The sequence below is a fragment of the Shewanella sp. cp20 genome, from assembly GCF_000832025.1.
Lineage (GTDB): Bacteria > Pseudomonadota > Gammaproteobacteria > Enterobacterales > Shewanellaceae > Shewanella.
Genome location: NZ_JPII01000030.1, coordinates 83345 through 107114, shown reverse-complemented (window position 1 = coordinate 107114; position 23770 = coordinate 83345). Strand labels below are relative to the sequence as shown.

Annotated in this window: 24 protein-coding genes and 2 pseudogenes; 2 read left to right on the top strand and 24 right to left on the bottom strand. The window is 52.4% G+C overall.

The window, feature by feature from the left end:
• Positions 1–63: 63 nt before the first annotated feature.
• The gene (locus DB48_RS12825; RefSeq protein ID WP_041510657.1) at positions 64–1167 is read right to left on the bottom strand and encodes a response regulator; all 1104 of its coding nucleotides are present in this window, start codon (positions 1165–1167) and stop codon (positions 64–66) included.
• Between the two features lie 130 nt (positions 1168–1297).
• The gene (locus tag DB48_RS12820; protein WP_041510656.1) at positions 1298–2080 is read right to left on the bottom strand and encodes an MlaA family lipoprotein; all 783 of its coding nucleotides are present in this window, start codon (positions 2078–2080) and stop codon (positions 1298–1300) included.
• 188 nt (positions 2081–2268) lie between these two features.
• Here DB48_RS12820 and DB48_RS12815 point away from each other — a divergent pair, with 188 nt between their 5' ends.
• Together DB48_RS12815 and DB48_RS20525 are read left to right on the top strand one after the other, a co-directional pair.
• The gene (locus tag DB48_RS12815; RefSeq protein ID WP_152619156.1) at positions 2269–4434 is read left to right on the top strand and encodes a hypothetical protein; all 2166 of its coding nucleotides are present in this window, start codon (positions 2269–2271) and stop codon (positions 4432–4434) included.
• Positions 4434–4814, top strand: coding sequence for an EscU/YscU/HrcU family type III secretion system export apparatus switch protein (locus DB48_RS20525; RefSeq protein WP_041510654.1), 381 nt, complete (start codon positions 4434–4436; stop codon positions 4812–4814). Before DB48_RS12815 ends, DB48_RS20525 begins: the two co-directional genes overlap by 1 nt.
• Positions 4815–5006: 192 nt before the next feature.
• Here the strand turns inward: DB48_RS20525 and DB48_RS12805 are convergent, their stop codons facing one another.
• The 22 genes and pseudogenes from DB48_RS12805 to fliL form a co-directional block, all read right to left on the bottom strand.
• Positions 5007–5408: a DUF2802 domain-containing protein gene (locus DB48_RS12805; RefSeq protein WP_152619159.1), complete on the bottom strand. Its 402-nt coding sequence runs from the start codon at positions 5406–5408 to the stop codon at positions 5007–5009.
• A 110-nt stretch (positions 5409–5518) separates the two neighbouring features.
• Positions 5519–6013, bottom strand: coding sequence for a chemotaxis protein CheW (locus DB48_RS12800; protein WP_011865192.1), 495 nt, complete (start codon positions 6011–6013; stop codon positions 5519–5521).
• Positions 6014–6020: 7 nt separating this feature from the next.
• Entirely contained in the window at positions 6021–7067 is a 1047-nt protein-coding gene (locus DB48_RS12795; RefSeq protein WP_041510653.1) for a chemotaxis protein CheW, read from the bottom strand.
• Positions 7051–7842: a ParA family protein gene (locus tag DB48_RS12790; protein ID WP_041510652.1), complete on the bottom strand. Its 792-nt coding sequence runs from the start codon at positions 7840–7842 to the stop codon at positions 7051–7053. The genes DB48_RS12795 and DB48_RS12790 overlap by 17 nt, the downstream gene beginning before the upstream one ends.
• Before the next feature lie 46 nt (positions 7843–7888).
• Positions 7889–8422, bottom strand: a complete 534-nt coding sequence (locus tag DB48_RS12785) for a hypothetical protein (RefSeq protein WP_041510686.1) — start codon at positions 8420–8422, stop codon at positions 7889–7891.
• Positions 8415–8914 (bottom strand): annotated as a pseudogene (locus DB48_RS20630) (chemotaxis protein CheB); the annotation flags it as partial. The pseudogene DB48_RS20630 and the gene DB48_RS12785, both read right to left, overlap by 8 nt.
• 195 nt (positions 8915–9109) lie before the next feature.
• Positions 9110–9526 (bottom strand): annotated as a pseudogene (locus tag DB48_RS20625) (response regulator); the annotation flags it as partial.
• A gap of 92 nt (positions 9527–9618) precedes the next feature.
• A complete protein-coding gene (locus DB48_RS12775; RefSeq protein WP_041510651.1) occupies positions 9619–11859 on the bottom strand; it encodes a chemotaxis protein CheA in 2241 nt (746 codons plus the stop codon).
• Positions 11860–11874: 15 nt separating this feature from the next.
• Entirely contained in the window at positions 11875–12612 is a 738-nt protein-coding gene (locus tag DB48_RS12770) for a protein phosphatase CheZ (RefSeq protein ID WP_041510650.1), read from the bottom strand.
• 13 nt (positions 12613–12625) lie between these two features.
• Complete coding sequence (gene cheY, locus DB48_RS12765; protein ID WP_011865185.1) at positions 12626–13009, bottom strand: chemotaxis response regulator CheY; 384 nt, start codon at positions 13007–13009, stop codon at positions 12626–12628.
• A gap of 42 nt (positions 13010–13051) precedes the next feature.
• Entirely contained in the window at positions 13052–13771 is a 720-nt protein-coding gene (locus tag DB48_RS12760; protein WP_041510649.1) for an RNA polymerase sigma factor FliA, read from the bottom strand.
• Entirely contained in the window at positions 13764–14645 is an 882-nt protein-coding gene (locus tag DB48_RS12755; protein WP_041510648.1) for a MinD/ParA family protein, read from the bottom strand. The genes DB48_RS12760 and DB48_RS12755 overlap by 8 nt, the downstream gene beginning before the upstream one ends.
• Before the next feature lie 4 nt (positions 14646–14649).
• Positions 14650–16044, bottom strand: a complete 1395-nt coding sequence (gene flhF, locus DB48_RS12750) for a flagellar biosynthesis protein FlhF (RefSeq protein ID WP_041510647.1) — start codon at positions 16042–16044, stop codon at positions 14650–14652.
• Between the two features lie 11 nt (positions 16045–16055).
• Positions 16056–18155 (bottom strand): flagellar biosynthesis protein FlhA, encoded by a 2100-nt coding sequence (gene flhA / locus DB48_RS12745; RefSeq protein ID WP_041510646.1) that lies wholly within the window; start codon positions 18153–18155, stop codon positions 16056–16058.
• 151 nt (positions 18156–18306) lie between these two features.
• Positions 18307–19440, bottom strand: a complete 1134-nt coding sequence (gene flhB / locus DB48_RS12740; RefSeq protein WP_041510645.1) for a flagellar biosynthesis protein FlhB — start codon at positions 19438–19440, stop codon at positions 18307–18309.
• Positions 19440–20237: a flagellar biosynthetic protein FliR gene (fliR, locus tag DB48_RS12735; RefSeq protein ID WP_041510644.1), complete on the bottom strand. Its 798-nt coding sequence runs from the start codon at positions 20235–20237 to the stop codon at positions 19440–19442. Before fliR ends, flhB begins: the two co-directional genes overlap by 1 nt.
• 42 nt (positions 20238–20279) lie before the next feature.
• Positions 20280–20549, bottom strand: a complete 270-nt coding sequence (gene fliQ / locus DB48_RS12730; RefSeq protein ID WP_011865178.1) for a flagellar biosynthesis protein FliQ — start codon at positions 20547–20549, stop codon at positions 20280–20282.
• A gap of 8 nt (positions 20550–20557) precedes the next feature.
• The gene (gene fliP / locus DB48_RS12725) at positions 20558–21310 is read right to left on the bottom strand and encodes a flagellar type III secretion system pore protein FliP (protein WP_082035638.1); all 753 of its coding nucleotides are present in this window, start codon (positions 21308–21310) and stop codon (positions 20558–20560) included.
• A gap of 11 nt (positions 21311–21321) precedes the next feature.
• Entirely contained in the window at positions 21322–21681 is a 360-nt protein-coding gene (fliO, locus tag DB48_RS12720) for a flagellar biosynthetic protein FliO (RefSeq protein ID WP_398351595.1), read from the bottom strand.
• Between the two features lie 27 nt (positions 21682–21708).
• Positions 21709–22092: a flagellar motor switch protein FliN gene (gene fliN, locus DB48_RS12715; RefSeq protein WP_011865175.1), complete on the bottom strand. Its 384-nt coding sequence runs from the start codon at positions 22090–22092 to the stop codon at positions 21709–21711.
• Between the two features lie 25 nt (positions 22093–22117).
• Entirely contained in the window at positions 22118–23143 is a 1026-nt protein-coding gene (gene fliM, locus DB48_RS12710) for a flagellar motor switch protein FliM (protein ID WP_011865174.1), read from the bottom strand.
• 42 nt (positions 23144–23185) lie between these two features.
• Complete coding sequence (gene fliL, locus DB48_RS12705) at positions 23186–23707, bottom strand: flagellar basal body-associated protein FliL (protein WP_041510642.1); 522 nt, start codon at positions 23705–23707, stop codon at positions 23186–23188.
• Positions 23708–23770 lie beyond the last annotated feature (63 nt).

Below are 23770 nucleotides of genomic sequence, written 5' to 3'. Positions count from 1 at the left end.
CACATTAAGTGGCGTTTTTTATGTCTAGGGTTAAATAACAATAAAACGATTCTTGAGAGAAAATTAAAAGCTCATCTGCACATAGCCGCCAGGGGCTACCTTGGGGCTGTAACTCAAACCCACAAACTCATCATTGAGTAACATCTCCCTATGTTCGGCGCTGCTTGAAACCACACACAGGCTCTCTCCCGGCATTAAATTTCTAAACTGAGTGCTGGGCTGGCCCCACTCTAAAATCCCCAATTGTAGCGCGTCAGGCATTGCCAGCGGCATTAACCCCTCTTCGTTGCGGATATAACACCTTAGGCCCTTACCCGCCTGCGCAATAGAAGCCCGATAATGGGTCAATTCAACGACCGCGTAGACAATATCGACATAGATGTCCAAGCCCGACTTGCTCATCCGCTCATTAAGGTAACTCAGCATATTGAACGGCTCGATAACAGTTTCAGTATTGTCATTACGAAAACGCTTAAGCTTCTGATTGACGAAACTCTTTAGCAGCACGCTGGCAAATGCGCAGCGATTGTCTTGTGGCTGGAAATGCGCCATATACATGATGAGGTAACGCTCGCCCACATTCACGCTATCGATAAAGTAGGCGCTAACCTCATCATGTTTAAACAGGCTATAGTCAATCTTTGCCTTGGGGTAGTCGATCACAGAAGGGGGGAATAGCTGTTGCTGCACGCTCTTGGCGGCCTCGGCGTTTTGCTCGAGCAGGCTCAGATGCTCTTCTAGCTCTTGATATGACAACTCGTCGAGATCTTCCAGCTGCACATCTTGCTGACTCGAGCCGCCAACACACTGACGAATCGCATTCTCGATAAGACAGAGATCATTAACCGGTTTAACCAGATAGTCATTAGCGCCGACTCTAAGCGCCTCAACCACATCGGCCATTACCTGATTGCCGGAGATCACGATTGAGAGAGTATCAGGCTTACGTTTGATCATCTGCTTGAGCATATCCAGCCCGCCCAGAATAGGCATGCTGAGGTCGGCCAGCACGATATCGAAATCATGCTGACTAAATCTTTCTAATCCCTGCTGACCGTCATCGGCTTCGATAACGGTCGCACCACGATTAGTCAGGAAGGCGGCCACAATGCTTCGAAATACCGGGTCATCTTCCACTAACAGTATCACTAGATCTTCTAACGCCATTTAGCTTCCCCAGGCTCGCACTCTGGCTAAGCCGCAAAATCTAGTACATCCATATACGTCTAGATAAGCAACATCTTATCGCTAATTCCTTCGCCTATTATGAAACAATGGGTTATGCGGGACACTGATGTTAATCAAGCTCTGTCATGTATTCGTCGAGCAATTCGTCATCATCAGTCGACACGGGTATGTCGCCATCATAAACTTTATAGTCAAGATGCTGAAAATACGCTTCCTTAACAAAAGTGTAGGGGTCAAGTGCATTATCGACAAGTCTTTCTTGGTCAATTGCCGATGCACGCCTATGGAGGTTTTTCAGCCCCCACTTGGCCAAGGATTGCCACATGGTCAGCTCAGATAGCGGGAAATAAAGCCCGTCCACCCAATCTGAGGCGATTTCACGGGTGACATAGGGGCCTAAGAAAGGCGCCATGAAATAAGGACCGTTAGGCACACCGTAGTAACCGAGCACCTCGTTAAACTGATCCTGTTTCCGCGCCAGGCCCATCATGTCGGCAACATCGATCACCCCAAGTAAACCTATAGTGGTATTTATGGTGAATCGTCCACCGGCATTGGCTGCCCAGCCCCACTTACCCTGCAGGGCATTGTTCACCATGGAGCTAGGTTCTTCGAAGTTAAGCACGAAATTGTTAACGCCCGTCTTTACCGGACGAGGCAAGATGTCGTTGTAACCGTGGGCCACAGGGCGATAGAAATACTTATCGAGAAACTGATAGTTGAAATCCCACATGGCGCGGTTAAAACCTTCCAGAGGATCACGCTCATCATTATAGATAATGGTCACTTTTGCGGCTGTGCTATCCGTTGCACTCTCATCGCTTGTGTCTGTTTGTGCCATCACCTGGGCGCCAACCAATAGCAGACTCAACGCAATCCATTTACACTTCATATAAATTAGTTTCCTAATTAGTATTGAACACAGCTAAAGTCACCAGCTATTGTTGACGATAAAGTGTTAATACTAGACTACACAGTTTGGTTTTCCTTTTCAGATCGCTAAGGATACTCAGCAAAAGCGATAGGTCAAATTGAATTTTGTAATAAGACATTCATGGAGCATCAATTTGAGGTTCACATTTGAGTAATTCCCGTATCAACATGCCCGCCCCAGCTCTTTCTGGCGGTGATGCTCTCGCCCAAACAGACAAGAGCGCTCAGGCTAAAAATATTCCGGTAGAGATTGTATCGACTCCCCAAGGCGATAAGCTCAAGTTCAACCATCGCGAGCTGGCCATCACCTACCTTGACGCTAAAGATCAGCAAAACCTGAAACAAGATGCCATCCGTCTTACAGTATTGACCCAATTAAGCGCCGCCGCTAATTCAACTTCTATGATGAATGCCAGCGTGCAGGCTCAGGGGCTGCCAACTTCCCTCCCCTTACCCAAGGGGCTGGTTGCCTATATCAATGCCAACCAGATAAGTCTGGAACAGCTCACTAACTTCGCCAGCCGACCCCAGGGCTATCCCCTCGGAGAGGTAAAAATAACGGCAAATCAGCTGTTTTTTAATGACTCACAGCTTGTGAGATTGTCAAGTCCCTCCATTGCCGATGGTCAATACCTAGCAAAAATTGCCATAGAATATGGACGATTGACCCTAACGCTCACCCCAAAATTAGCAGAGGTCAATCTACTACTGACCCCCACAGGCAAAGATGCGCTGATGAGCAATGCCAACTCACCCGCCCACTATCTATCACCATCGTCATCCCAAGCGCTTATCAGCAAACCTGAGTTAGCCAGTGCTTACCACCAGTTAATAAATACCTTGGCAAAGACGCCCTTAAGGCCTGAGTCGTTAAATGGGATCATCAGAGAGCTCAGCACGCCACATCGTCCGGTTGATTCCTCATCGATTCTCATGCCAGGCAAGGCATCGGCAAACGCTACTTTGCCTAAAGACCTAATGGTTCAGATACCGCTTCGCAGTGCGCAATCGCCTGACAAGACACCCGATAAGACAGCAGCGATTTTCGGCTCTCAGATCGGTAAAGCACTTGTCTCAACACCAACGTCAGATAATGCCTTGCTGGCAAGTGAGTCGAAAAATCCCCAAGGGGCGCTGTTGAAAGAAATAACCCAAATAGCCCAGAGCCGACTCTATCAAAACGTCAGCGCTATGCTGTCAAATATCAGGCTCTCAAATATCAGGCTCGCAGATATCAGGCTAACAGATAACAGCCTAACGGGAATTAGGCTCGAGGCGACGCCCCTTGAACAGAGAATGGCGAAGACTACTGCTCAGTTACAACAGCTCAGCCCTGCCGCACTGGCTAAGCTGACAGCCCTAGAGAAACAAGCTGGGCAAATTTCGGCTACAGGCACTTCGCCAGCAGCGCGAGATATAGGCCAAACGCAATCATCCCCAAGAGGCTTACCCCCGAATGGACTCCAATCCAGTGATGTAGGGCATAGAGAAGTAGGACATAGAGGCCTCAACCTCGCACTGGGTCAGCTCGCAGATAAAGCCCTACAAGCACAGAAAGCCACTGCTCAGGGGCGAAACTTGCTGCAATTAGTGCAGCAACTTCTGCCACTGGCCTTTCCCAGGGCCCTTAGCGAGTTAGCGAGTCCTAGCTCATTGAGACAGGAGCTTATCGATAGCCTCGCCGGCATCGCTGCCCCCCCAGCGCCTGTCGCTAGCCTCGGCAGTATCACGAGTCACGCCGGCACCATAGGCGTGCTGTTTCAGCTACTCCTTGGCAGACAGGTAAAAACGCAAACGAGCGGCAAAGCATCTAGCCAGCTCCAAGGACTACAACAGCTCGCCTCGGGCAGTCAGCTACTGGGTTTGCTCGAAAAAAGTGGCGGCCTAGAGTCGCTGGGCAAGTTAATATCGAATCTTTCCCTCTATCAGCAGGCGAGCAGCGACTCGCCACAATCGACGAATTGGTACTTTACCCTGCCCTACATGATTGAGCACAGACACGAAGAGCTTGAGGGGCATTTCAGCCAGGACGAGCAAGAGAAAAACAGCTCCCCCCACTGGCGGCTGCAGCTTAAGTTTAATCTCAGTCAGGCGGGGCTTCTGATCAATGCTGACGTGAAAGATGGTCGACTGAACCTGGGTTTTTCCTCAGAAGATCAGAGCCTGCTCGACCGTATCGAACAACGACTCATGGGACTCGAACAGAAGATTCAGGCCATCGGCATAACCCCAAACAAGATCCGCACTCAAGTATCACAGGTGCCCGCCTCCTTACTTCCGGGTGAGCACTATTTGGTAAAGATAAAGGCCTAATGATGAGCTCAACAGACGATTTAGAAGACAAGTTACACGGTAATTCAGGCCATAACTCAAGTAGTAACTCATACAATAACCCACACAGGCCCACTCAGGCGGCCGCCCTGCGCTACGACGGTAAATCGGCGCCGCAGATCACCGCCAAGGGTGAAGACTTAGTTGCCGAGGAGATCATTGCCATCGCCAAGGAGGCTGGCATCTATATCCATCAAGATGCCAACTTGAGTAACTTTCTGCAAAAACTGGAGATAGGTGAGGAGATCCCCAAAGAGCTGTATCTGCTCATCGCAGAACTCATCGCCTTCGTCTATATGCTTGACGGTAAGTTTCCAGAGCGCTGGGACAATATGCATAAGAGGATCATGCAAGAGGTGTAAGGACCAAACAATTATACCAATCACAGTAAATATGTGATCAGAAATAGCGCAGGAAAAACACTTGAGAACAAAGCAGGATTTTTAGATAAGTAGTTATTCTACAATTAAAAATACTAATACAGTTATCGAGCGTTTTAACAAGCTAGAATGATTAATTATTTATTACGATTGGTATTAACTTAAAAAAGAGACCTAACGCTTACCATGTAGACGTAGCAAAAGCTCGGCCTCGGCCTTAGGCAGCTCACACTCCTTCACCAGCTCATCGATATCGGCGCCGAGTTCGACCATCTTCATCGCTCGGGTATAGAGCCTGGCCTGAGGTTCATCCGCGACCGTCTCATCGATGCGGGCCTCCTGCTTGGTCACACGCTTTTCGAGCTCAAGCATGCGTCGACCAACCCCTATGGTGCCGGATCTCAGTTCCTGCAGCTCCTGCTTTACCGCCTCGCGCTGTCGATCGTTCTCTTTAACCAGCAAGGTCAGGGCGTCTATCTTGGCTCTGAGTTTGTTGGTCAATTTCTGCTGATACAGCACCAAACCAAGACAGGCAACCACATACAGTAACGCCGCGATTAAGATCTCATCGCCTATCATAAATGCCGACTCCATTGTTTTTTACGCCTACACTCATCTAACCCTTTTCCACCACGAAAAAAGCCATCGAACGAGGCGACGGCTTTTTATCGTCAATGGCTAAGGGTTTAAAGCTGAGCCAGTTCCATCCACTCTTCATCTGAGAGTAACTTATCGAGATCCACCAGAATGAGCAATTCATTATCGCGATTACTCACCCCTTGAATAAACTTGGCACTCTCTTCTGTGCCCACGTTCGGCGCATTGTCGATCTCCGAGCCACGCAGATAGACCACCTCGGCGACGCTGTCGACCAGAATACCGATCACTTGCTTCTCCGCTTCGATGATCACGATACGGGTAGAGTCATCCACCTCGGCAGAAGGCAGACCAAAACGCGAACGGGTATCAATCACTGTCACCACATTGCCACGAAGGTTAATGATCCCCAACACATAATGAGGAGCCCCCGGCACAGGCGCGATCTCGGTGTAACGCAACACCTCTTGCACCTGCATGACATTGATACCATAGGTTTCATTGTCTAAACGGAAGGTTACCCACTGCAACACTTCATCATCTTTACCTGCAGCAACTGCCGCGACGTTTTTTGCATCTGCCATATCAACCTCAGCCAATAGAGTCCTGACTACCTAAACCCAAATTTAATAATTCAATCAGTGCCTGCACATGTAAGATGCCGCACATCTGTTCTTTTACGACGCCAGCCAGCCAGGGGCGTTTACCCGCTTTGCTACGCCAATTAACTTCTGACTTTAAAATTTTGACGGAATTCACCAGAGACTCACAGGCCAAGCCCCAATTACTGTTCTCTAGGAGTACAATATATTGGTAATCAACAGATTGCGCCAGCTTCTCGTCGTATTTTTCCGGCATCACCCAGGCGCCGGAATCGACAACATTGAGCTGCGAGTCCCTATGAGTTTGAACACCCAGATACCAGTCTGGTCGTCCCATAATATGGTTAATTCGCTCCACCTTAACGATACCGCCAAGGCTTACCAGGGGCACGGCTAAGGTGAGACCCGCCACCTTGAAAAACAGCACCTGAAACTCTTCGTCGAGCTGCTCAATCAACTGCTCTGTCCCCCCGGGCGGTGTCGCCCCGGTTTGAGTCTGCAGCGAGGCTGCCAGTTCGACCTTTTCGGCAACGGCTTCCTCTTGCTTAATACTAGCCGAAGTTTCTAATTTTTCTTCTATTTTTTCCTTAACTTGCGACAAAGGTTTCGCTTGAGTGAGGGTTTCAACCTGTGCAGGCTTGGCCTCAACAATGGCCGACTTAACCTGCTCGAGCGTTTTGAGCTCCTGCTTTGTTACAGTCTTGGTTGCTGTCTCTGTTTCTGTCTCAGTTTCTATCTCGGTCACCGGCGCCAGCAGTTGCTCAAGCGCGAGCTTATTCAGCGGCGGCGCGGCTTGGGTTATCACTGGGCGCAACAGCGCTTGCTGAGTCTGAGTCTGAGTCTGGCGCTGCACTGCGGGGGCTTGTCGAGTCGCTAGCCCATCTTGGCCAGCCGTCGCTTTGCCGTGCTTTTCTTCATGCTCATCTGACGAAGCACTCTCTTGCTCAAGCTCCTCTCGCTCAAGCTCCTCTAGCTCGGGTTCCGAGAGCAGCAGCGAAAAATAATCGAAAACCGCATCGTCAGCCGAGTTTGACATGAGCAAACTCCTTGGTCAGCAGATGATCCAGCAATCTGTCATAGGCCTTCACGCCGCGAGAATGGCTGGCATAATGCGACGCCGGCAAGTGCGCCAGGCTGGCATCACGAAACTTGGTGTCGACCGGGATAACATCTGGCCAAAGCACATCACCATACTCCTCCCCCAGCTGCTGTAAGGCGGCTGGCGACGCCTTGGTGCGTCTGTCATACATGGTCGGAATAATGGTGTAACTGTAGTTGGTATTCTTAGAGCGTCCCATGAGTGTCATGGTTTTGACCATACGGTCTAGCCCCTTTATCGCCAAGAACTCTGTCTGTACCGGAATGATAATGTGTTCGCTGGCGGCAAGCGCATTGACCATCAGCACCCCTAATACCGGCGGGCAATCGATGAGGGCGACATCATAATGCTCATCGACTAAGCTAAGCAGGCGCTTAAGGATCAAGCCCATCCCTTCCTGATGACCGAGAGAGCGATCCAGCGTCGCCAGGGCCATGGTGGCGGGCAGCAAATCGATACCTTCAACCTTAGTAGGCACAATATGGGCAAGCACCTGCTCTTGTGTCAGGCTCTTGTGCTTCAAAAACAGATCATAGAGTGAGGCGGGCACCTCTTCGGAATCTATCCCCAGATAGTAGCCCAGGGACGCATGGGGATCTGTGTCTATCATCAAGACTCGCTTGCCCCGCTTAGCCATGGCGCCTGCTAGGCTCGCCACTGTGGTCGTCTTGCCCACGCCCCCTTTTTGATTTGCTATGGTCCAGATCTTCAAGTAAAACCCCTTAAATCGCCGCGCGTATCGCCATCAGGCTATTGTTTTAATTATCTTCGCGAGTCGTGACTCGAATGCCGCCATGGGGCAGGCTAATTACTTTAACACCATCTTTATCTTCTGACAGCTTAACCGCTTGAGATGGCCCCTGGCCACTCTGTTGCGCCTTATCAGTGGTACTTGCCACCTTTTGCTCGGACTGAGATGGCGCTTCCATAGGTAATAGAGGCGTTAACTCGTCCTGGCCATCAAGCGGTAGGCTTTTTGGCTCATGTCTGGCAATCGACTCGGGCACCTCTGGGCCAATCTCCACCCTCACCTGGCTGCCAGGTTCCGCCTGCTTGATGATAGATTGAGTAAATTCAGGATTATTCTCCATCCAATCGGCCAAGGCCTCGGCCTGCTCGTCGGGCACCATCAAGAGCACCTGGGTCTTCTCGAGCTGAGCTATCTTATCCTCGAGCAGCCCATTCTTATGCCTTAGGTCGAGATAGAGTGAGCCAGTGACTAGACTGCTAACCAACAAGAGAAAAAACAGCAACAGCACAGTGGTGCTGACGCCCTGGCGCTGCCTAGCCACGTCCACTCTCGCGTATGATGGCCTCGGCCATATCATCGAGCGCTATCGATTGACTCGAGATCCCGGCGGCGGTTACCGCCTGCGGCATACCGTAGACCACGCAGCTGGCTTCATCCTGGGCCCAGATGGTTGCACCGACGTTTTTAAGCATCCGCGCCCCTTCGCGACCGTCGGCGCCCATGCCGGTCAATACCACGGCCAGCGTCTCGCCACCGCTCAACTTAGAGGCCGAGGCAAAGGTAATATCGACACAGGGCTTGTAGTTCATATCCGCACTGCCAGCCACGATCTTAATGCGTCCATAGGTGCCGCCGCGTTCAAGCATCATCTGCATCCCGCCGGGTGCCAAATAAGCGCAGCCCGCCCTGAGTTGATCGCCATTCTGCGCCTCTTTCACTTCGATGGCGCACAGGCCTTTAAGCGAGCCGCGAAAGCTGGGGTAAAGGCCGCCGGCATATGCTGGATCAACAAGATGGGATGAGGATAATTAGCCGGTAGCTTAGTCAAGATACGCTGCAGCGCGACGGGGCCACCGGTCGAGGTACCGATCAGCAACAGCTTATATTTCTTACCACTGGCTCTGGGAAGCGGCGCACTCGGGCGCGAAGCCGGACGTTGTGGCTGAGCGCTCTCTCTAGACGGTGCAGTCCCTGTCGTGGCTGTAGGCTTTGGCGGTACACTTCGAGGCAGTATAGGACGAAACACCCGGCGACGGCCCAATGCCTTGATACGCTGCTGCAATAAAGAGATCGCCTCATCTTTATTGGTGGCGATATCTTCAAATCGTTTAGGAAGAAAATCTAATGCACCGGCCTCCAAGGCATCCAGCGTCGCCTTGGCGCCATCATGGGTGAGAGATGAGAACATCAAAATGGGCGTCGGACACTTCGCCATGATCTCACGCACGGCACTGATACCATCCATCACAGGCATCTCGATATCCATGGTGATCACCTGTGGCTTTAACTGCTGCGCCAGCTTAACCGCTTCGGCACCATTGGAAGCAGTACCTATGACCTCTAAATCCGCATCCTTGGTGACAATCTCACTGACTCGACGACGAAAAAAGCTTGAATCATCGACAACTAATACTTTTATGGCCATTCAATTTCCTATCTACAGCAGGATCCTTGCCGAAACAAGGCGTGACGCCTTAGGCATCACGCCGATCCGCTAGCTCGCTGTACCACTAACTGCTATTTCTTATTCTTGGCGTAATGTTTCAATAAGCCGGGTACATCTAATATCAATGCGATGCCACCATCTGAGGTAATCGTGGCGCCGGCCATGCCTGGGGTGCCATGTAGCAGGGTGCCCAGCGGCTTGATCACCACTTCTTCCTGACCAATCAAGGAGTCAACCACGAAACCTATCTGCATGGTACCAAGCTGTACGATCACCACGTGACCATGCTGCTTATCGCCATGCTTGAAGCTCGCGGCCTTGCGGCTCAGCCAATGCTCCAGATAGAAGAGCGGTACGGCTTTTTCTCGCACTATCACGGTTAACTGGCCATCGACAATATTGGTCTTGGTCAGATCCAGATGGAAGATCTCGCTGACACTGGACAGCGGCAAGGCAAACACCTGCTGTGCAACTTCCACCATCAGGGTCGGCATAATCGCCAGGGTCAGCGGCACCTTGATCTCCAGGCAAGTTCCCTTACCTTTCAGGGAATCGATATGCACTGTACCGTTTAGCTGAGTAATGCGCGTCTTCACCACGTCCATGCCAACGCCACGACCCGAGATGTCAGAGATCTCTACCTTAGTGGAGAAGCCTGGAGCGAAGATCAGGTTATAGGCCTCTTCGTCAGACATTCGCGCCGCGGCATCTTCATCCAGAACACCACGCGTTATGGCGATCTGCTTGAGTTTATCGGGATCCATCCCCGCGCCATCGTCTTCAATTTTGAGCAAGATATGATCCCCTTCCTGACTGGCAGAAAGGGTGATGGTACCTGTGCGTGACTTGCCGTTGGCTTCACGCTCGTCGGGCATCTCGATACCATGATCGACCGAGTTGCGCACCAGGTGAACCAAAGGATCGGCAAGGGCTTCAACCAAGTTCTTATCCAGATCCGTGTCTTCGCCTATCATACGAAGATCGATCTCTTTATTCAGGCTGCGGGCCAAGTCACGAACCACACGCGGGAAGCGACCAAATACCTTCTTGATCGGCTGCATGCGGGTCTTCATCACAGCGCCCTGCAGATCGGCAGTCACCAGATCTAGGTTGGCCAGGGCCTTAGACATGTCCTCGTCATCGCGAGAGATCCCCAGGCTAAGCAGACGATTACGCACCAGTACCAGCTCACCGACCATGTTCATGATCTGATCGAGACGCGCGGTATCGACACGTACTGTGGTTTCCGCCTGCGGCATGTTAGCGGCTGGCGCCTTGGCCGCGGCCTTCTCCTTCACCACAGGTTTAGGCGCAGGCGCCTCAACGGGCTGTGCCTTAACACTCGATTGCGCAGGAGTTGTCACTTTAGGTGCGGAGACCTCTGGCGCCTTAGGGGCCGCCTGAGTCGCAGGCTTGCTGGTCTCGCTGCCAGGACCGGCACCGGTCCCATGCAGCTCATCTAGCAGCTTTTCAAATTCATCGTCGGTGATCTCATCGGCATCCACCGGCGGCGAGCTAGGCTCTGGCACCTTGGCAATTGGTGCTGAGGGCGCCTGGAATTTACCCGAACCGTGAAGTTCATCGAGGAGTGACTCGAACTCATCGTCGGTGATGTCGTCACTGTCGTTGGCCTGAACCGGCGCGCTAGCCGCAGCGCTGGCACCCGAAGGCCCTTTTCCGCTGCCGTGAAGCGCATCGAGCAGGGCTTCGAATTCAGACTCATCTATCTCATCGATATCGCCTTCACCGGCAATGGAGGTCACGGGATCATTGCTTACCGGCTCGTCAAACAACTCGACATTGTCATCGAGCGGGGTATCAAACAGCTCGATACCGTCATCGGCCTGTGCATCAGCAGGCGCTTCATCCGGCTGTTCAGAGGCAAGCGTCTCGCCAGCGCCGCCCATTTCCGACGGTAATAAGCCACCAGAGCTCAATAATTTAAGGTTAGCCAACAGGGCATCATCGGCTGGGCTTTGCTCGACACCCGCCTGGGTCTCGGCAAACATAGAATTGATGGTGTCGACGGCCTGTAAAATGATATCCATCAGTTCGGCGGAGACACTGCGTTTCCCTGTGCGTAGCAGGTCGAAGGTATTTTCCGCTTCATGACAGACATCCACCATGGGCGTCAGACTCAAGAAGCCTGCGCCACCTTTAACGGTGTGGAATCCACGGAAGATGGCATTGAGTAGTTCGGTGTCGTCGGGGTTATTCTCTAACGCCACCAGCTGTTCAGAGAGAAGCTCAAGGATCTCACCCGCTTCAATCAAAAAGTCCTGCAGTATCTCTTCATCAACATCAAAGGACATTCATATGACTCCTACTTAGAAACCTAGACTCGACAGCAAGTCATCGACTTCATCTTGCCCTGTCACGACATCATCACGCTGATCAGCGTTCATAATAGGACCTTCAGGTTCGACGCACTTCTCTGATGCTTGGGGTTTATCCGTTGCGGGCTGCTCGCCAAATACGGTTAACATGGAGACCAGGTTACTCTCCACCTCTCGTACCAGCTCGATCACCCTGCGGATCATCTGCCCGGTCAAATCTTGGAAGTCCTGGGCCAGCAATATGTTATTGAGTAACTCTTTCAAACGGTTGGAATCGGATTCGCTGCGTTCGATAAACTGCTGAACGTCATGGCATAGCGCCTTAAATTCGTGCAGCTGAATATCGCGTCTCATCAGACGATCCCAGGAGGGCTTTACGGCCTGTACGTTTGTGGTTAGCGCATCTGCAAGCGGCAGAGATTCTTCGACGGCGTCCATGGTCTTGTTGGCCGCCTGCTCCGTCATGTCGATGACATAATTGAGGCGCTCTTTGGCATCGGGAATTTCGCTATTGGCCAGCTCCACGAGGCGACCGTCCACCTGAAAATCCACTATCGCACTGTGAAGCTGACGGGTAAGGCGACCCACCTCGTCAAACAGCTCTTTCTGAATCGGGCTGGCGATGTCGCGAATTAGCTCATCGGCCTGCTCTTGTTGGCCAGTCTCGAGTAGATCAACGAGTTGCTTGGCCTGTGCTAAATTGATCAGCCCTGAAGTTTCTGCCTGCATAGCTCAACCTTGATTAACCGAGTCGTTCGAAAATTTTGTCTAACTTCTCTTTCAATGTCGCCGCAGTAAAAGGTTTCACCACATAGCCATTCACACCGGCCTGGGCCGCTGCGATGATCTGTTCCCTTTTCGCTTCCGCAGTCACCATCAACACAGGAATGTGTTTCAGGTTGTCATCGGCGCGGATAGCCTTTAATAGGTCGATACCCTGCATCCCAGGCATATTCCAATCGGTTACGACAAAATCAAAATCGCCTTTTTGCAACATAGGCAAGGCTGTCGAACCGTCATCTGCTTCCTGAGTGTTATTAAAACCCAAGTCTCTCAACAAGTTCTTGATGATGCGTCTCATTGTTGAGAAATCGTCAACAACGAGAATCTTCATATTCTTGTCCAAGGTTTCCTCCGCGGAGCTGTTTTTATATTGCTCATGTAATCGTTATATTTTGGTCCAATGCTTGAGTTTCGCTTTGAGTCTGAGCATCGCCTGGCTGTGTATCTGGCTTACTCGGGATTCGCTGACATCAAGTACGGCACCGATCTCTTTTAAATTTAATGCTTCGTCATAATATAACGACAAAACTAATCCATCTCTTTCTGGCAGTAATTTAATCGCTTCTACGAGGGCCTCATGAAACTGTGTCTCTGCCAGAGATTCAAATGCGTCGTCCTGGTGATCATCTTCCTGTCTTACTACATCGACCGATACACCAAGATCTTCAATTCCAACTACTTTCCCGACTGAAACATCATTAAGAATATGATGGTACTCATCGAGCGGCATATCAAGTCGATCCGCAATTTCATTATCTTTTGCGTCACGTCCAAGTTCTTGTTCTAGCTCGTCAATCACCTGTGCTATGCGGCGTTGATTGCGGTGAACCGACCTGGGTACCCAGTCGCCACGGCGGATTTCGTCGAGCATAGAGCCACGAATGCGTATTCCGGCAAAAGTTTCAAACTTAGCCCCCTTGCTGCCGTCGAACTTGGCCGAGGCTTCGAGCAGGCCCATCATACCTGCTTGTAACAAATCATCCAATTGCACCGAGGCGGGCAGACGAGCAAGTAAATGGTGAGCAATCCTTTTAACCAACGGTGCATACTGTTCGACAATAGAAGCTTTGTTATCTAAACAAGTATACGCAGCGGCTTTACTCACTCGTACGATCCTCTTGATATTCTGGGCGTTGTACCAAACGTTCCACAAAGAACTCTAGGTGGCCGCCCGGCTGTTGTGGCACTGGCCAGCTAATGATCTTATTAGCCAAACCATGATAAGCAATCGACGCCGGCGACTTAGGAAACGCCTCGACGATCAGCTTTTGTTTACGAACTGACTTGCGAAGGTTTTCATCGAAGGGGATAGTCGCAACCAGCTCCAGAGCCACGTCGAGAAAACGGTCGGTTACCTTGCTAAGTTTAGCAAACAACTCCATCCCTTCTCGCAAACTTCTGACCATGTTGGCCACAATCTTAAATCTGAATACGCCGTGCTCGCGGCTCAGAATCTTAATTAAAGCATAGGCATCGGTAATAGAGGTCGGCTCATCACAGACCACGACCAAGACATCTTGCGAGGCGCGAGAGAAGCTGAGCACCATGTCCGAGATACCGGCAGCGGTATCCACGACCAGGATATCAAACTGGGTCTTCATCTCACTGAAGGCACGGATTAGGCCGGCATGCTGCGCAGGTGTCAGCTCCACCATGGCCTGGGTACCGGAAGTCGCAGGAATAATACCAATTCCCTTAGGACCACGAACGATGATCTCGTCAAGGTCGGCCTCACCGGATAATACGTGGGACAGATTGCGCTCAGCCCTTAGGCCCAACATGACATCGACGTTGGCTAGACCCAAGTCGGCATCGAGCACAAGCACTCGCTTGCCCTTCTCGGCCAGGGAGACGGCGGTGTTGATCGATACGCTAGTTTTACCTACGCCACCTTTACCACCGGTTACGGCAATTACTTTTACTTTTTCGTTATATGGTTGATTCATCATACGTAAACCGCTTGCTTGATCCCGACTCATTATATTACTCAAATGCGTAGGCCTGTTCATATGACCTTTCGTTATTCTGTATTGGTTGCACTTTCTTTTCGAGTACCGACAGGGCCTTGTTGGCTAAGGCTAAGGTGTCGGCCACTTGCATATCTTCTGGCACTCGCTGGCCATCGGTGACATAACTCAAGGGTAATCCACTTTGAATCAACACACTCAATGCTGGCGCCAAGGCCACCGATTCATCTAATTTGGTCAAAATCGCACCGGATAATGGAATCCGAGTAAACTGCGCGACGGCATCTTCAAGCACTCTTCTTTGACTTGTAGATGACAGTACCAGATAACTGCGAATAGGTAATCTGCTATTTGCAGTTAAATTATCAAGTTGCTGGAACAATCTCACATCTCTTTGTCCCATGCCCGCCGTATCTATCAATACTAGCTTGCGATTGCGGAACTGATAAAGAATTTGTTCCAACTCATTGAGATCATGAGCTTGCTTGACCGGACACCCCATTATTTTGCCATAGGTTGCCAGCTGCTCATAGGCTCCAATGCGATAATGATCGGTTGTAATTAATGCAACTTGATCTGAACCATGTTGCGCGGCGAATCGAGCGGCTAATTTTGCGACACTCGTCGTCTTGCCGACACCGGTCGGACCGACAAAGGCAACCACGCCGCCCTGACGGACAATATCATCCCCCTGGTTGTCGAGCATGTTTGCCAGGCTACGCGGCAGCGCCTTCACCAGATCTGCTGGCACATAGTGTTCGCTCAAGGCCGACAATTTAGCGGCAACCTCAGGACTAAACTCGGCGTCGAGCAGACGACTCTCTAACATGGCACCGACAGGATCCAGGCGGCTCTTCTGCTCGGTCAGCAGTGAGGTCACCTGATGGGTCAGCAGGTTACGCAGGGAGGCCAGCTCCTCACGCATGGATTCAATCTCGCTGCTGGCCGCGCCGCTCTTTTCACGCTTAGAACGATTGAGAACAGGGCTCTCCTGGTGACTGATTGCAGGGGCCTCCTCTTTAGGCGCCTTCAATCCTTGGGCCCAGGCGGGCATCTCGAGTGCTTCATTTGACTGACTTAACTGCTGACTGACGCGATTTTGTTGACGCTCAAGCAGGGCCTGCAGCGAATCGACCACGGGTGATGGTTGTTTTTTTGACTCTGCCTTGATGGGTTGGCGACCGATAGACACCTTCTCTTCGGCAAGGTCTAGAAAGCTGGGTGACAGGGGCGCGGCATCGCTTGATTTGGCCACGCTTGGCTTAGGCTCGTCGTAGTCGACCGCGGCCACAATCTCTATGCCGCCGGTGACTTTTTTATTGGACATGATCACCGCATCCGAGCCTAAAGTCTCTTTTACCTGGGCCAATGCAGAGCGCATATCTTTTGCCAAAAAACGTTTAATTTTCAATTAAATACCCTCTACTGGCCGACCGCCGATACGATGCGAATTTGTTTCTCATCGGGTACCTCTTGGTAAGAGATCACCCTTAGATTTGGAATCGTATGTTTAACAAAACGCGACAGCGTCGAACGTAACATACCCGAAGTCAGTAGGATGGCTGGCTGACCCACCATCTCCTGACGCTGGGATGCGTCGAGTAACGACTTTTGCATCCTCTCGGCAAGGCTAGGTTCGATATTCGGCCCCTCGCCTCCCGTTGCCTGCATAGACTGATGCAACATCTGTTCCAATTCCGGCGCCAAAGTAATGACAGGAATTTCCGGCTCTGGCCCGCTTATTTCTTGTACAATCATGCGTTTAAGCGCAATACGTACGGCGGCGGTGAGCACCTCGGTATCGTTACTCTTAGGCCCGTACTCGAGTAGCGTCTGAACGATTGTCTTAAGATCGCGAATGGAGACGCCTTCATTAAGCAGGTTCTGCATCACCTTGACCACAGTGCCCAGCGGCAAGACATCGGGAATAAAGCCGCTGACCAGCTTAGGCGAATGCTTGGCCAGCATATCCATCAGCTGCTGCACCTCTTCGTAACCCAGCAGCTTAGAGGCGTTGTTGGTCAATAACTGACTCAGGTGAGTGGCCACTACCGTGGCGGCATCAACGACCGTATAGCCTAAGGTCTGAGCGTGTTCTCTTAGCTCGGGTGCTATCCATACCGCCTCGAGTCCGAAGGCCGGGTCTGTGGTCTCTACACCATCCAGCTTGCCGTAGACCTGGCCAGGGTTGATGGCCAGCTCACAATCGTGACGAATATCCGCCTCGCCGGAGGCCACTCCCATCAGCGAGATGCGATAGGTGTTTGGCGCAAGGTCTAAGTTATCGCGAATATGCACCGCGGGTACCAGGAAGCCCAGCTCCTGAGACAGCTTCTTACGCACGCCCTTGATGCGGCCGAGTAGCTCACCACCCTGGCCCTTGTCCACCAGAGGGATCAGACGATAGCCCACCTCCAGGCCTATGGTATCGACCTGCTGCACATCATCCCAGCTAAGCTCTTTGGGCTTGGCATCACCCGGGGTTGCCGGCGAGGTCTTGGCGATCTCCAGGGCACGCTGCCTATCGAGATCTTTCTTACGATGCAGAAAATAGGCGCCCGCTGCGGTAATGATGCCGAAGGTTAAGAAGGCAAAATGGGGCATACCAGGCACGATACCCATGATCAGCAGCACGCCGGCGGCGATGGCCAGTGATTTGGGATTGTCGAACATCTGACTCATCACCATCTGACCCATGTCGCCAGATTCGTTTTGACGAGTCACCATCAAGGCCGCGGCGATGGAGAGCAAGAGGCCAGGGATCTGCGCCACCAAGCCATCACCGATAGTCAGCAGGGTGTAGATCTCGACCGCAGAGGAGAAGTCCAGGCCGTGCTGCGCCATACCTATGACGAAACCACCCAGGATGTTGATCACCAGAATCATGATACCCGCGATGGCATCCCCTTTTACAAACTTAGAGGCACCGTCCATCGCGCCGTAGAAGTCGGCTTCCTTGGTCACTTCGGCGCGGCGAATACGCGCCTGATCTTGGTTGAGGACCCCGGCGTTAAGGTCGGCATCGATAGCCATCTGCTTACCAGGCATGGCATCCAGGGTAAAGCGGGCACTCACCTCTGAGATACGTCCTGCACCCTTGGTCACCACGGCGAAGTTAATGATGATCAGGATAAGAAACACCACCAGACCCACGGCATAGTTACCGCCAATCACCACTGAGCCGAAGGCCTCGATCACCTTACCCGCGGCATCACCACCGTTATGCCCCTCGAGCAGTACGATACGGGTCGAGGCGACGTTAAGCGCCAAACGCAGCAGGGTGGCGACAAGCAGAACCGTTGGGAAAGCGGCAAAGTCTAAGGGTCGGTCGGTATAGATGGCGACCAGCAGGACGACCAGCGCTAGGGCGATATTAAAGGAGAACAGGATATCCAGCAGAAAGGCCGGCATGGGCAAGACGATCATCGCCAGCGCCGCAAGTACCAAGATAGGTGTGCCTATCCCTTTAAAGTTGGCGGGTTTTACCTGTTTTAGTTGACCTAAGCTTGCTTTCAAATCCATCAATCTAGCGCCTGAACTTTGACATCTAGCTAGGATTCAGCAAAAAGTACGCCAACTTAAGGCGCTCTCGGCGAGCTTGAACACAAGTGAATAACATTCGCTCAAACAACAGACCATGCTATGAGCAGCAAGGCGAGAACCTTCGTGAACTTTAGTACTTTAACTCGTCGGGGATAGGCTGATTGACTGGGATAGGCGTTGGCCGCTTACCGCCTTTTTGCTGATACTGACGCAGCTGGAAGACATAGGCCAGTACCTGTGCAACTGCAGTAAACAGGCCCTCGGGGATCTCCTGATCTATCTTGGTGGTGTGATAGATGGCCCTTGCCAGTGGCGGCGCAGAGACGATGGCCACGTCATGTTCACGGGCGATCTCACGGATCTTAAAGGCCACATCATCCACCCCTTTGGCGAGCACATAGGGCGCGGCGGCCTTGGTCACATCATATTTTACCGCCACCGCATAGTGCTCGGGGTTGACCACAATCACGTCGGCATTGGGCACCTCGGCCATCATGCGCCGCTGAGCCATCTCACGCTGCATCTGACGCACTCTGCCCTTCACCTCGGGCTGGCCCTCGGTATCTTTATACTCGTCCTTGATCTCCTGCTTGGTCATCCGCAGCTGTTTGTTGTGGTTCCAGATCTGAAACGGCACGTCGATAACCACAATAATCACGGTAGAGGAGCAAAGCACGATAAACATCCACACCAGTAGATCCAGCGCGTTATAGACGTTGCCCGGCAGGTGCCCCTGGGACAGGGTAAGAATATCGGTAAAGTAGTAGCTCAACAGCAGATAGGCCATCAGGGCCACCACGGAGAACTTGGCGATCCCCTTAGTCAGCTCCACCAAAGCCTGCACCCCAAACATGCGCTTAAAGCCACTGATGGGATTCATCTTGTTGCCCTTAGGCATGAAAGCCTTGGCCGAGAAGGTGATGCCGCCGAGCACAACATTCCCTAGGAAGGCGACAAAGGCAAGAAACAGCACGAAGCTGGCCATAGGGATCGCCAGCTCGCTGAAGACCATCATCCAGATGTTGAACATACTATTGGTGTCGTAGATCTCCGGCCTGCTCATGGTAAACAGATTCGTCATCACGCTCATCAATGACTGCCCCAGGCTCGGCCCAATAACGGCAAAGCCCACGGCCGCCGACATCAGCACGGCAGAGGTGCCCAGCTCCTTAGATCGGGCGACCTGCCCCTTCTCTCGCGCCTGTTCGCGTCGCCTGGGGGTCGCCTCTTCGGTCTTCTCCTGACTGGTATCGTTATCGGCCATCAGAAACTCCCAGCCGTACTACATTGCAGCTGCACCAGATCGCACAGCAGCAACTGGGCCGAACGCCAGACCTCGTCGAAATGCGCCATGATAGGCGTCAGGGTCAACCAGAGAATAATCAAACCACTCACCATGGTCACGGGAAAACCGATGGCGAAGATGTTAAGTTGCGGCGAGGCGCGGGTCATCACGCCAAAAGAGAGGTTGATCAGCAAGAGCGCAACGATCGCCGAGATAGACATGGTCAGCGCCGCGCCGAACATATAGGCGCCCCACTCTGCCAGGCGTCGATAGCTGGCGATACTGATCCCCTGCATCGACACGGGAATGGTATCGAAGCTCGCCACCAGCATGCGGATCATCACCAGGTGACCATCTACAGCGAGAAAGATCATGGTGGTCAGCAGCAGGAAGAAGTTACCGATTACCGGGGTCTGCTGCCCCGAGCCGGGATCCACCATGGAGGCGAAACCTAGGCTGGTCTGCATGCCGATGATCTGACCGGTCAACACGAAGGTCTGCATGATTAGCAGCGTCACAAATCCCATGGCGACGCCGATCAAGATCTGCTGCACGGTAACGAATACGGCACCTAATGAGAACAGCTCGACCTCGGTATTCACCGGCAACATGGGGGCGATGGCGAAGGTTATCGCCACCGAGAGCAGTAAGCGCACGCGGGTGGGCGTGGTGTTAGCGCCAAATACGGCCATCACCATCAGCATGCTAGACACCCGAAACAGCGGCCACATGTAGGCCGACAGCATCTGCATTATGGTCGACAGCAAGATCTCCATCTTAACGACGCCGAATCAATTGGCAGACGCGGCAATTCATGCCTAACCCACCACCTGAGGGATAAGGTTCACCATCTGCAGGAAAAACTCCATCATGGTCTGCACCAGCAGATGGCCTAAGATCATCAGGGCGAAGAGCGTGGTCAACAGACGCGGCAGAAAGCTCAGGGTCTGCTCGTTGATGGAGGTCGCCGCCTGAAACACCGCCACCACTAGGCCGACCACCAGGCCGGGCACGATGATCATCGACACTATGGTCACGATAACCGAGAGTGCTTCACGAAAGATGTCGATGAGGGCTTCGGGTGTCATAGCAGCTCCTAGATCCCAAAACTATTGGCCAGGGTGCCCATTACCAGGCTCCAGCCATCCACCAGCACGAATAACATAATCTTAAAGGGCAAGGAGACGATCATCGGCGACAGCATCATCATACCCATGGCCATCAGGATACTGGCGACCACCAGATCTAACACTAAGAATGGCACAAACAGCATGAAACCTATCTGAAAGGCGGTCTTGAGTTCGCTGGTGATAAACGCCGGGATCAGCACGCTCATGGGCGCATCTTCGGGCGATTGAATATTCTGATAACCAGAGATCTCGACGAAGGTTTCCAAATCGGTAAGACGGGTCTGAGCCAACATGAAGGCCCGTAGCGGCTCCTTACCCTTATCATAGGCCTGCTCTATGGTCATGGCCTCATCCATATAGGGTTTGACCGCCTGATCGTAGATCTTGTCGAACACGGGCGCCATGATGAAGAAACTCATGAACAGACTCATGCCGATCAGCACCTGGTTCGACGGCGTCTGCTGCAGGCCAATGGCCTGGCGCAGAATCGACAGCACCACTATGATGCGAGTGAAAGAGGTGAGCATGATGACCATGGCGGGCAGGAAGCTCAGCGCGGTCATCAGCAGCAATATCTGCATGGTCACCGAGTACTGGGTAGAGCCATCGGCACCTGTCGTTACCGTCACCGCCGGGAGTATGCCGTCCTGGGCCAGTGCCAGTTGCGGCGCCATCACCGCCAGGAGTAACAAGAATGAGGTCAAGATCCGTTTCATGATTTTCATTACATTCATGACTGTGATGACTTTGCCTGACGCAAGCGGCTGGCAAAGGAGTCCTGTTCTATGGTGATTGGGGTATCGAGTTTATCGATAAGCGAAACCTGCTGCGGCGTCACTCCCAGCAGGTATTGTTGGCCATCGACCTCGACCAACACCATCTTCTCTCTCTGTCCAAGCGGGGTGACCGCCAGGGTCTTCAGCACGCCGTGGGAGCTGGGCACAAGCTTGAGGCGTTTAACCAGGTAGGCAAGCAGGAAGATCAAGGCGATCACCACCAGCAGACCACCCAACATATTCGTCATGGTGGCCAATGCCGACTCTCGCTCACCGGTCACCTGAGTAGTCGTCGCGGCGGCCGCAACGGCCATCAAGGATGAGATCCCCATAGGCCTTCCTTATTTGAGTTTCTTAATACGCTCGGTTTGGCTGATGACGTCGGTGAGACGAATACCAAACTTGTCGTTGACCACCACCACTTCGCCGTGGGCGATGAGGGTACCGTTTACCATCACATCCAGCGGCTCACCGGCAACCCGGTCAAGTTCCACCACAGATCCCTGGTTCAGCTGCAGCAGGTTACGAATATTGATAAAGCTGCGTCCCACCTCCATCGAGATGGTGACCGGAATATCCATGATGGTATCGAGTTTGGCCGCTTCCTCTTCGGTCAGCGGCTTCGAGCTATCGGCCAGCTCGTCGAGTTCGACCGCCTGAGCCTCCTCCAGCGCCTGTTCGGCCATGGCTGCGGCCCAATCGTCACCTGTATCTTCTGTGCTCATTGATTTCTACCTTAAACGCATTCCATTAAATATTGTTGAGATCCCGAGACTTACTCTTCTTAGTCACCAGTTGCAGCTCGGTCTTTACCGTCTCGGGCCGTGGGATCTTCTCCCGAATATTCAGGGCCAGATTCTCTCGCGAACGCCCTAACTTACAGCGATAGGTGGGCAGGTCCTCGACCCGCAGCACGATATACTCAGGCATCTCCACCGGAATAATATCGCCAGCCTTAAAGCCCATCACATCCTTAAGCGAGATCTCTTTCTCGACTATGGTGGCATCTAGGCCCACTTCCACGTCCATGATCTCATCTTTAAGCGCCTGGGACCAACGCATGTCGGTATCTTGGGTATCGCTCTGCACCCCGGCGTCAAGCAATTCACGAATCGGTTCGATCATGGAATATGGCATGGTGATGTGGAAGTCACCACCGCCGCCATCCACCTCGATGTGGAAGGAACTCACCACCACCACTTCTGTGGGGCTCACTATGTTGGCCATGGCCGGGTTCACCTCGGAGTCGAGATAATCAAACTCGACATCCATCACGGGCGCCCAGGCCTCCTTATAATCTTCGAAGATGATCTTCAGCAGTAGCTGCACGATACGCCGCTCGGTCGGGGTAAATTCCCGCCCCTCGATCTTGGCGTGAAAACGGCCATCACCGCCGAAGAAGTTATCCACCAGAATAAAGACCAGACGCGCCTCCATGGTGATCAGCGCCGTCCCCTTCAGGGGGCTGAAACGCACCATGTTCAGGCTGGTCGGAACAAACAGGGTATGAACATATTCGCCAAACTTGAGCATCTGCACGCCGTTGATCGACACCTCGGCCGCACGGCGCATCATGTTGAACATGCTGATCCTCAGGTGACGCGCAAAACGTTCGTTGACGATCTCCAGGGTCGGCATGCGACCACGGACGATACGATCTTGTGATGAAAAGTCATAGGCACGCGCATCGAGCGCGTCACTCACCTCTTCCTCTTCGACGTCGTCGACACCATGAAGTAGCGCATCAATCTCGTCTTGGCTTAATAGATCACTCACAATATCGTCCTATCATACTTGTTAGCTTACAGAATACCGGCATTACTGCATCACGAAACCGGTAAACAGCACCTTCTCAACCACTTTACGTCCGGTCACCGGTTGCAGGGTATTTTGCACATTCAGCAGCGCCAATTGTCGCAACTCGTCTTTACCGGCAAGGGAGCTGAGCTTCTGCACATCGGCGCTACTAAAGGTGGTCAGCAGAGCATCTTCAATCAGCGGAATATGCTTCTTGATCAACACATCATCGTCTGAGCCCCGGACCATGAGCTGCACCTTGATCTCCACCAGACGGGAGCGATTCTGTCCCGGCAGGTTAAACAGGAAGGGCCTTGGCATCCCCACATAGAAGGCTTCACGGCTATTTGCCGGCTCGCTCTGCTCGGTTTGCTCCCCTTCGGCCATTCCATCATCGCTCGGCTCATCGCCCGATAAGAACAACCAGGCCCCCACGCCCAGCAAGATCACCAAGAGTGCCCCTACAGCCGCGAAGATAATGAGCTTCTTCTTACTCTTAGGCTCTACATTTTCTTCAAGTTCTAACGATTCTTCTTCCGCCATCTCTTATCCCTATCACGCTCGGCTTACACTCAGCATAGTCATGATTTTTTAGCGCATATCAAA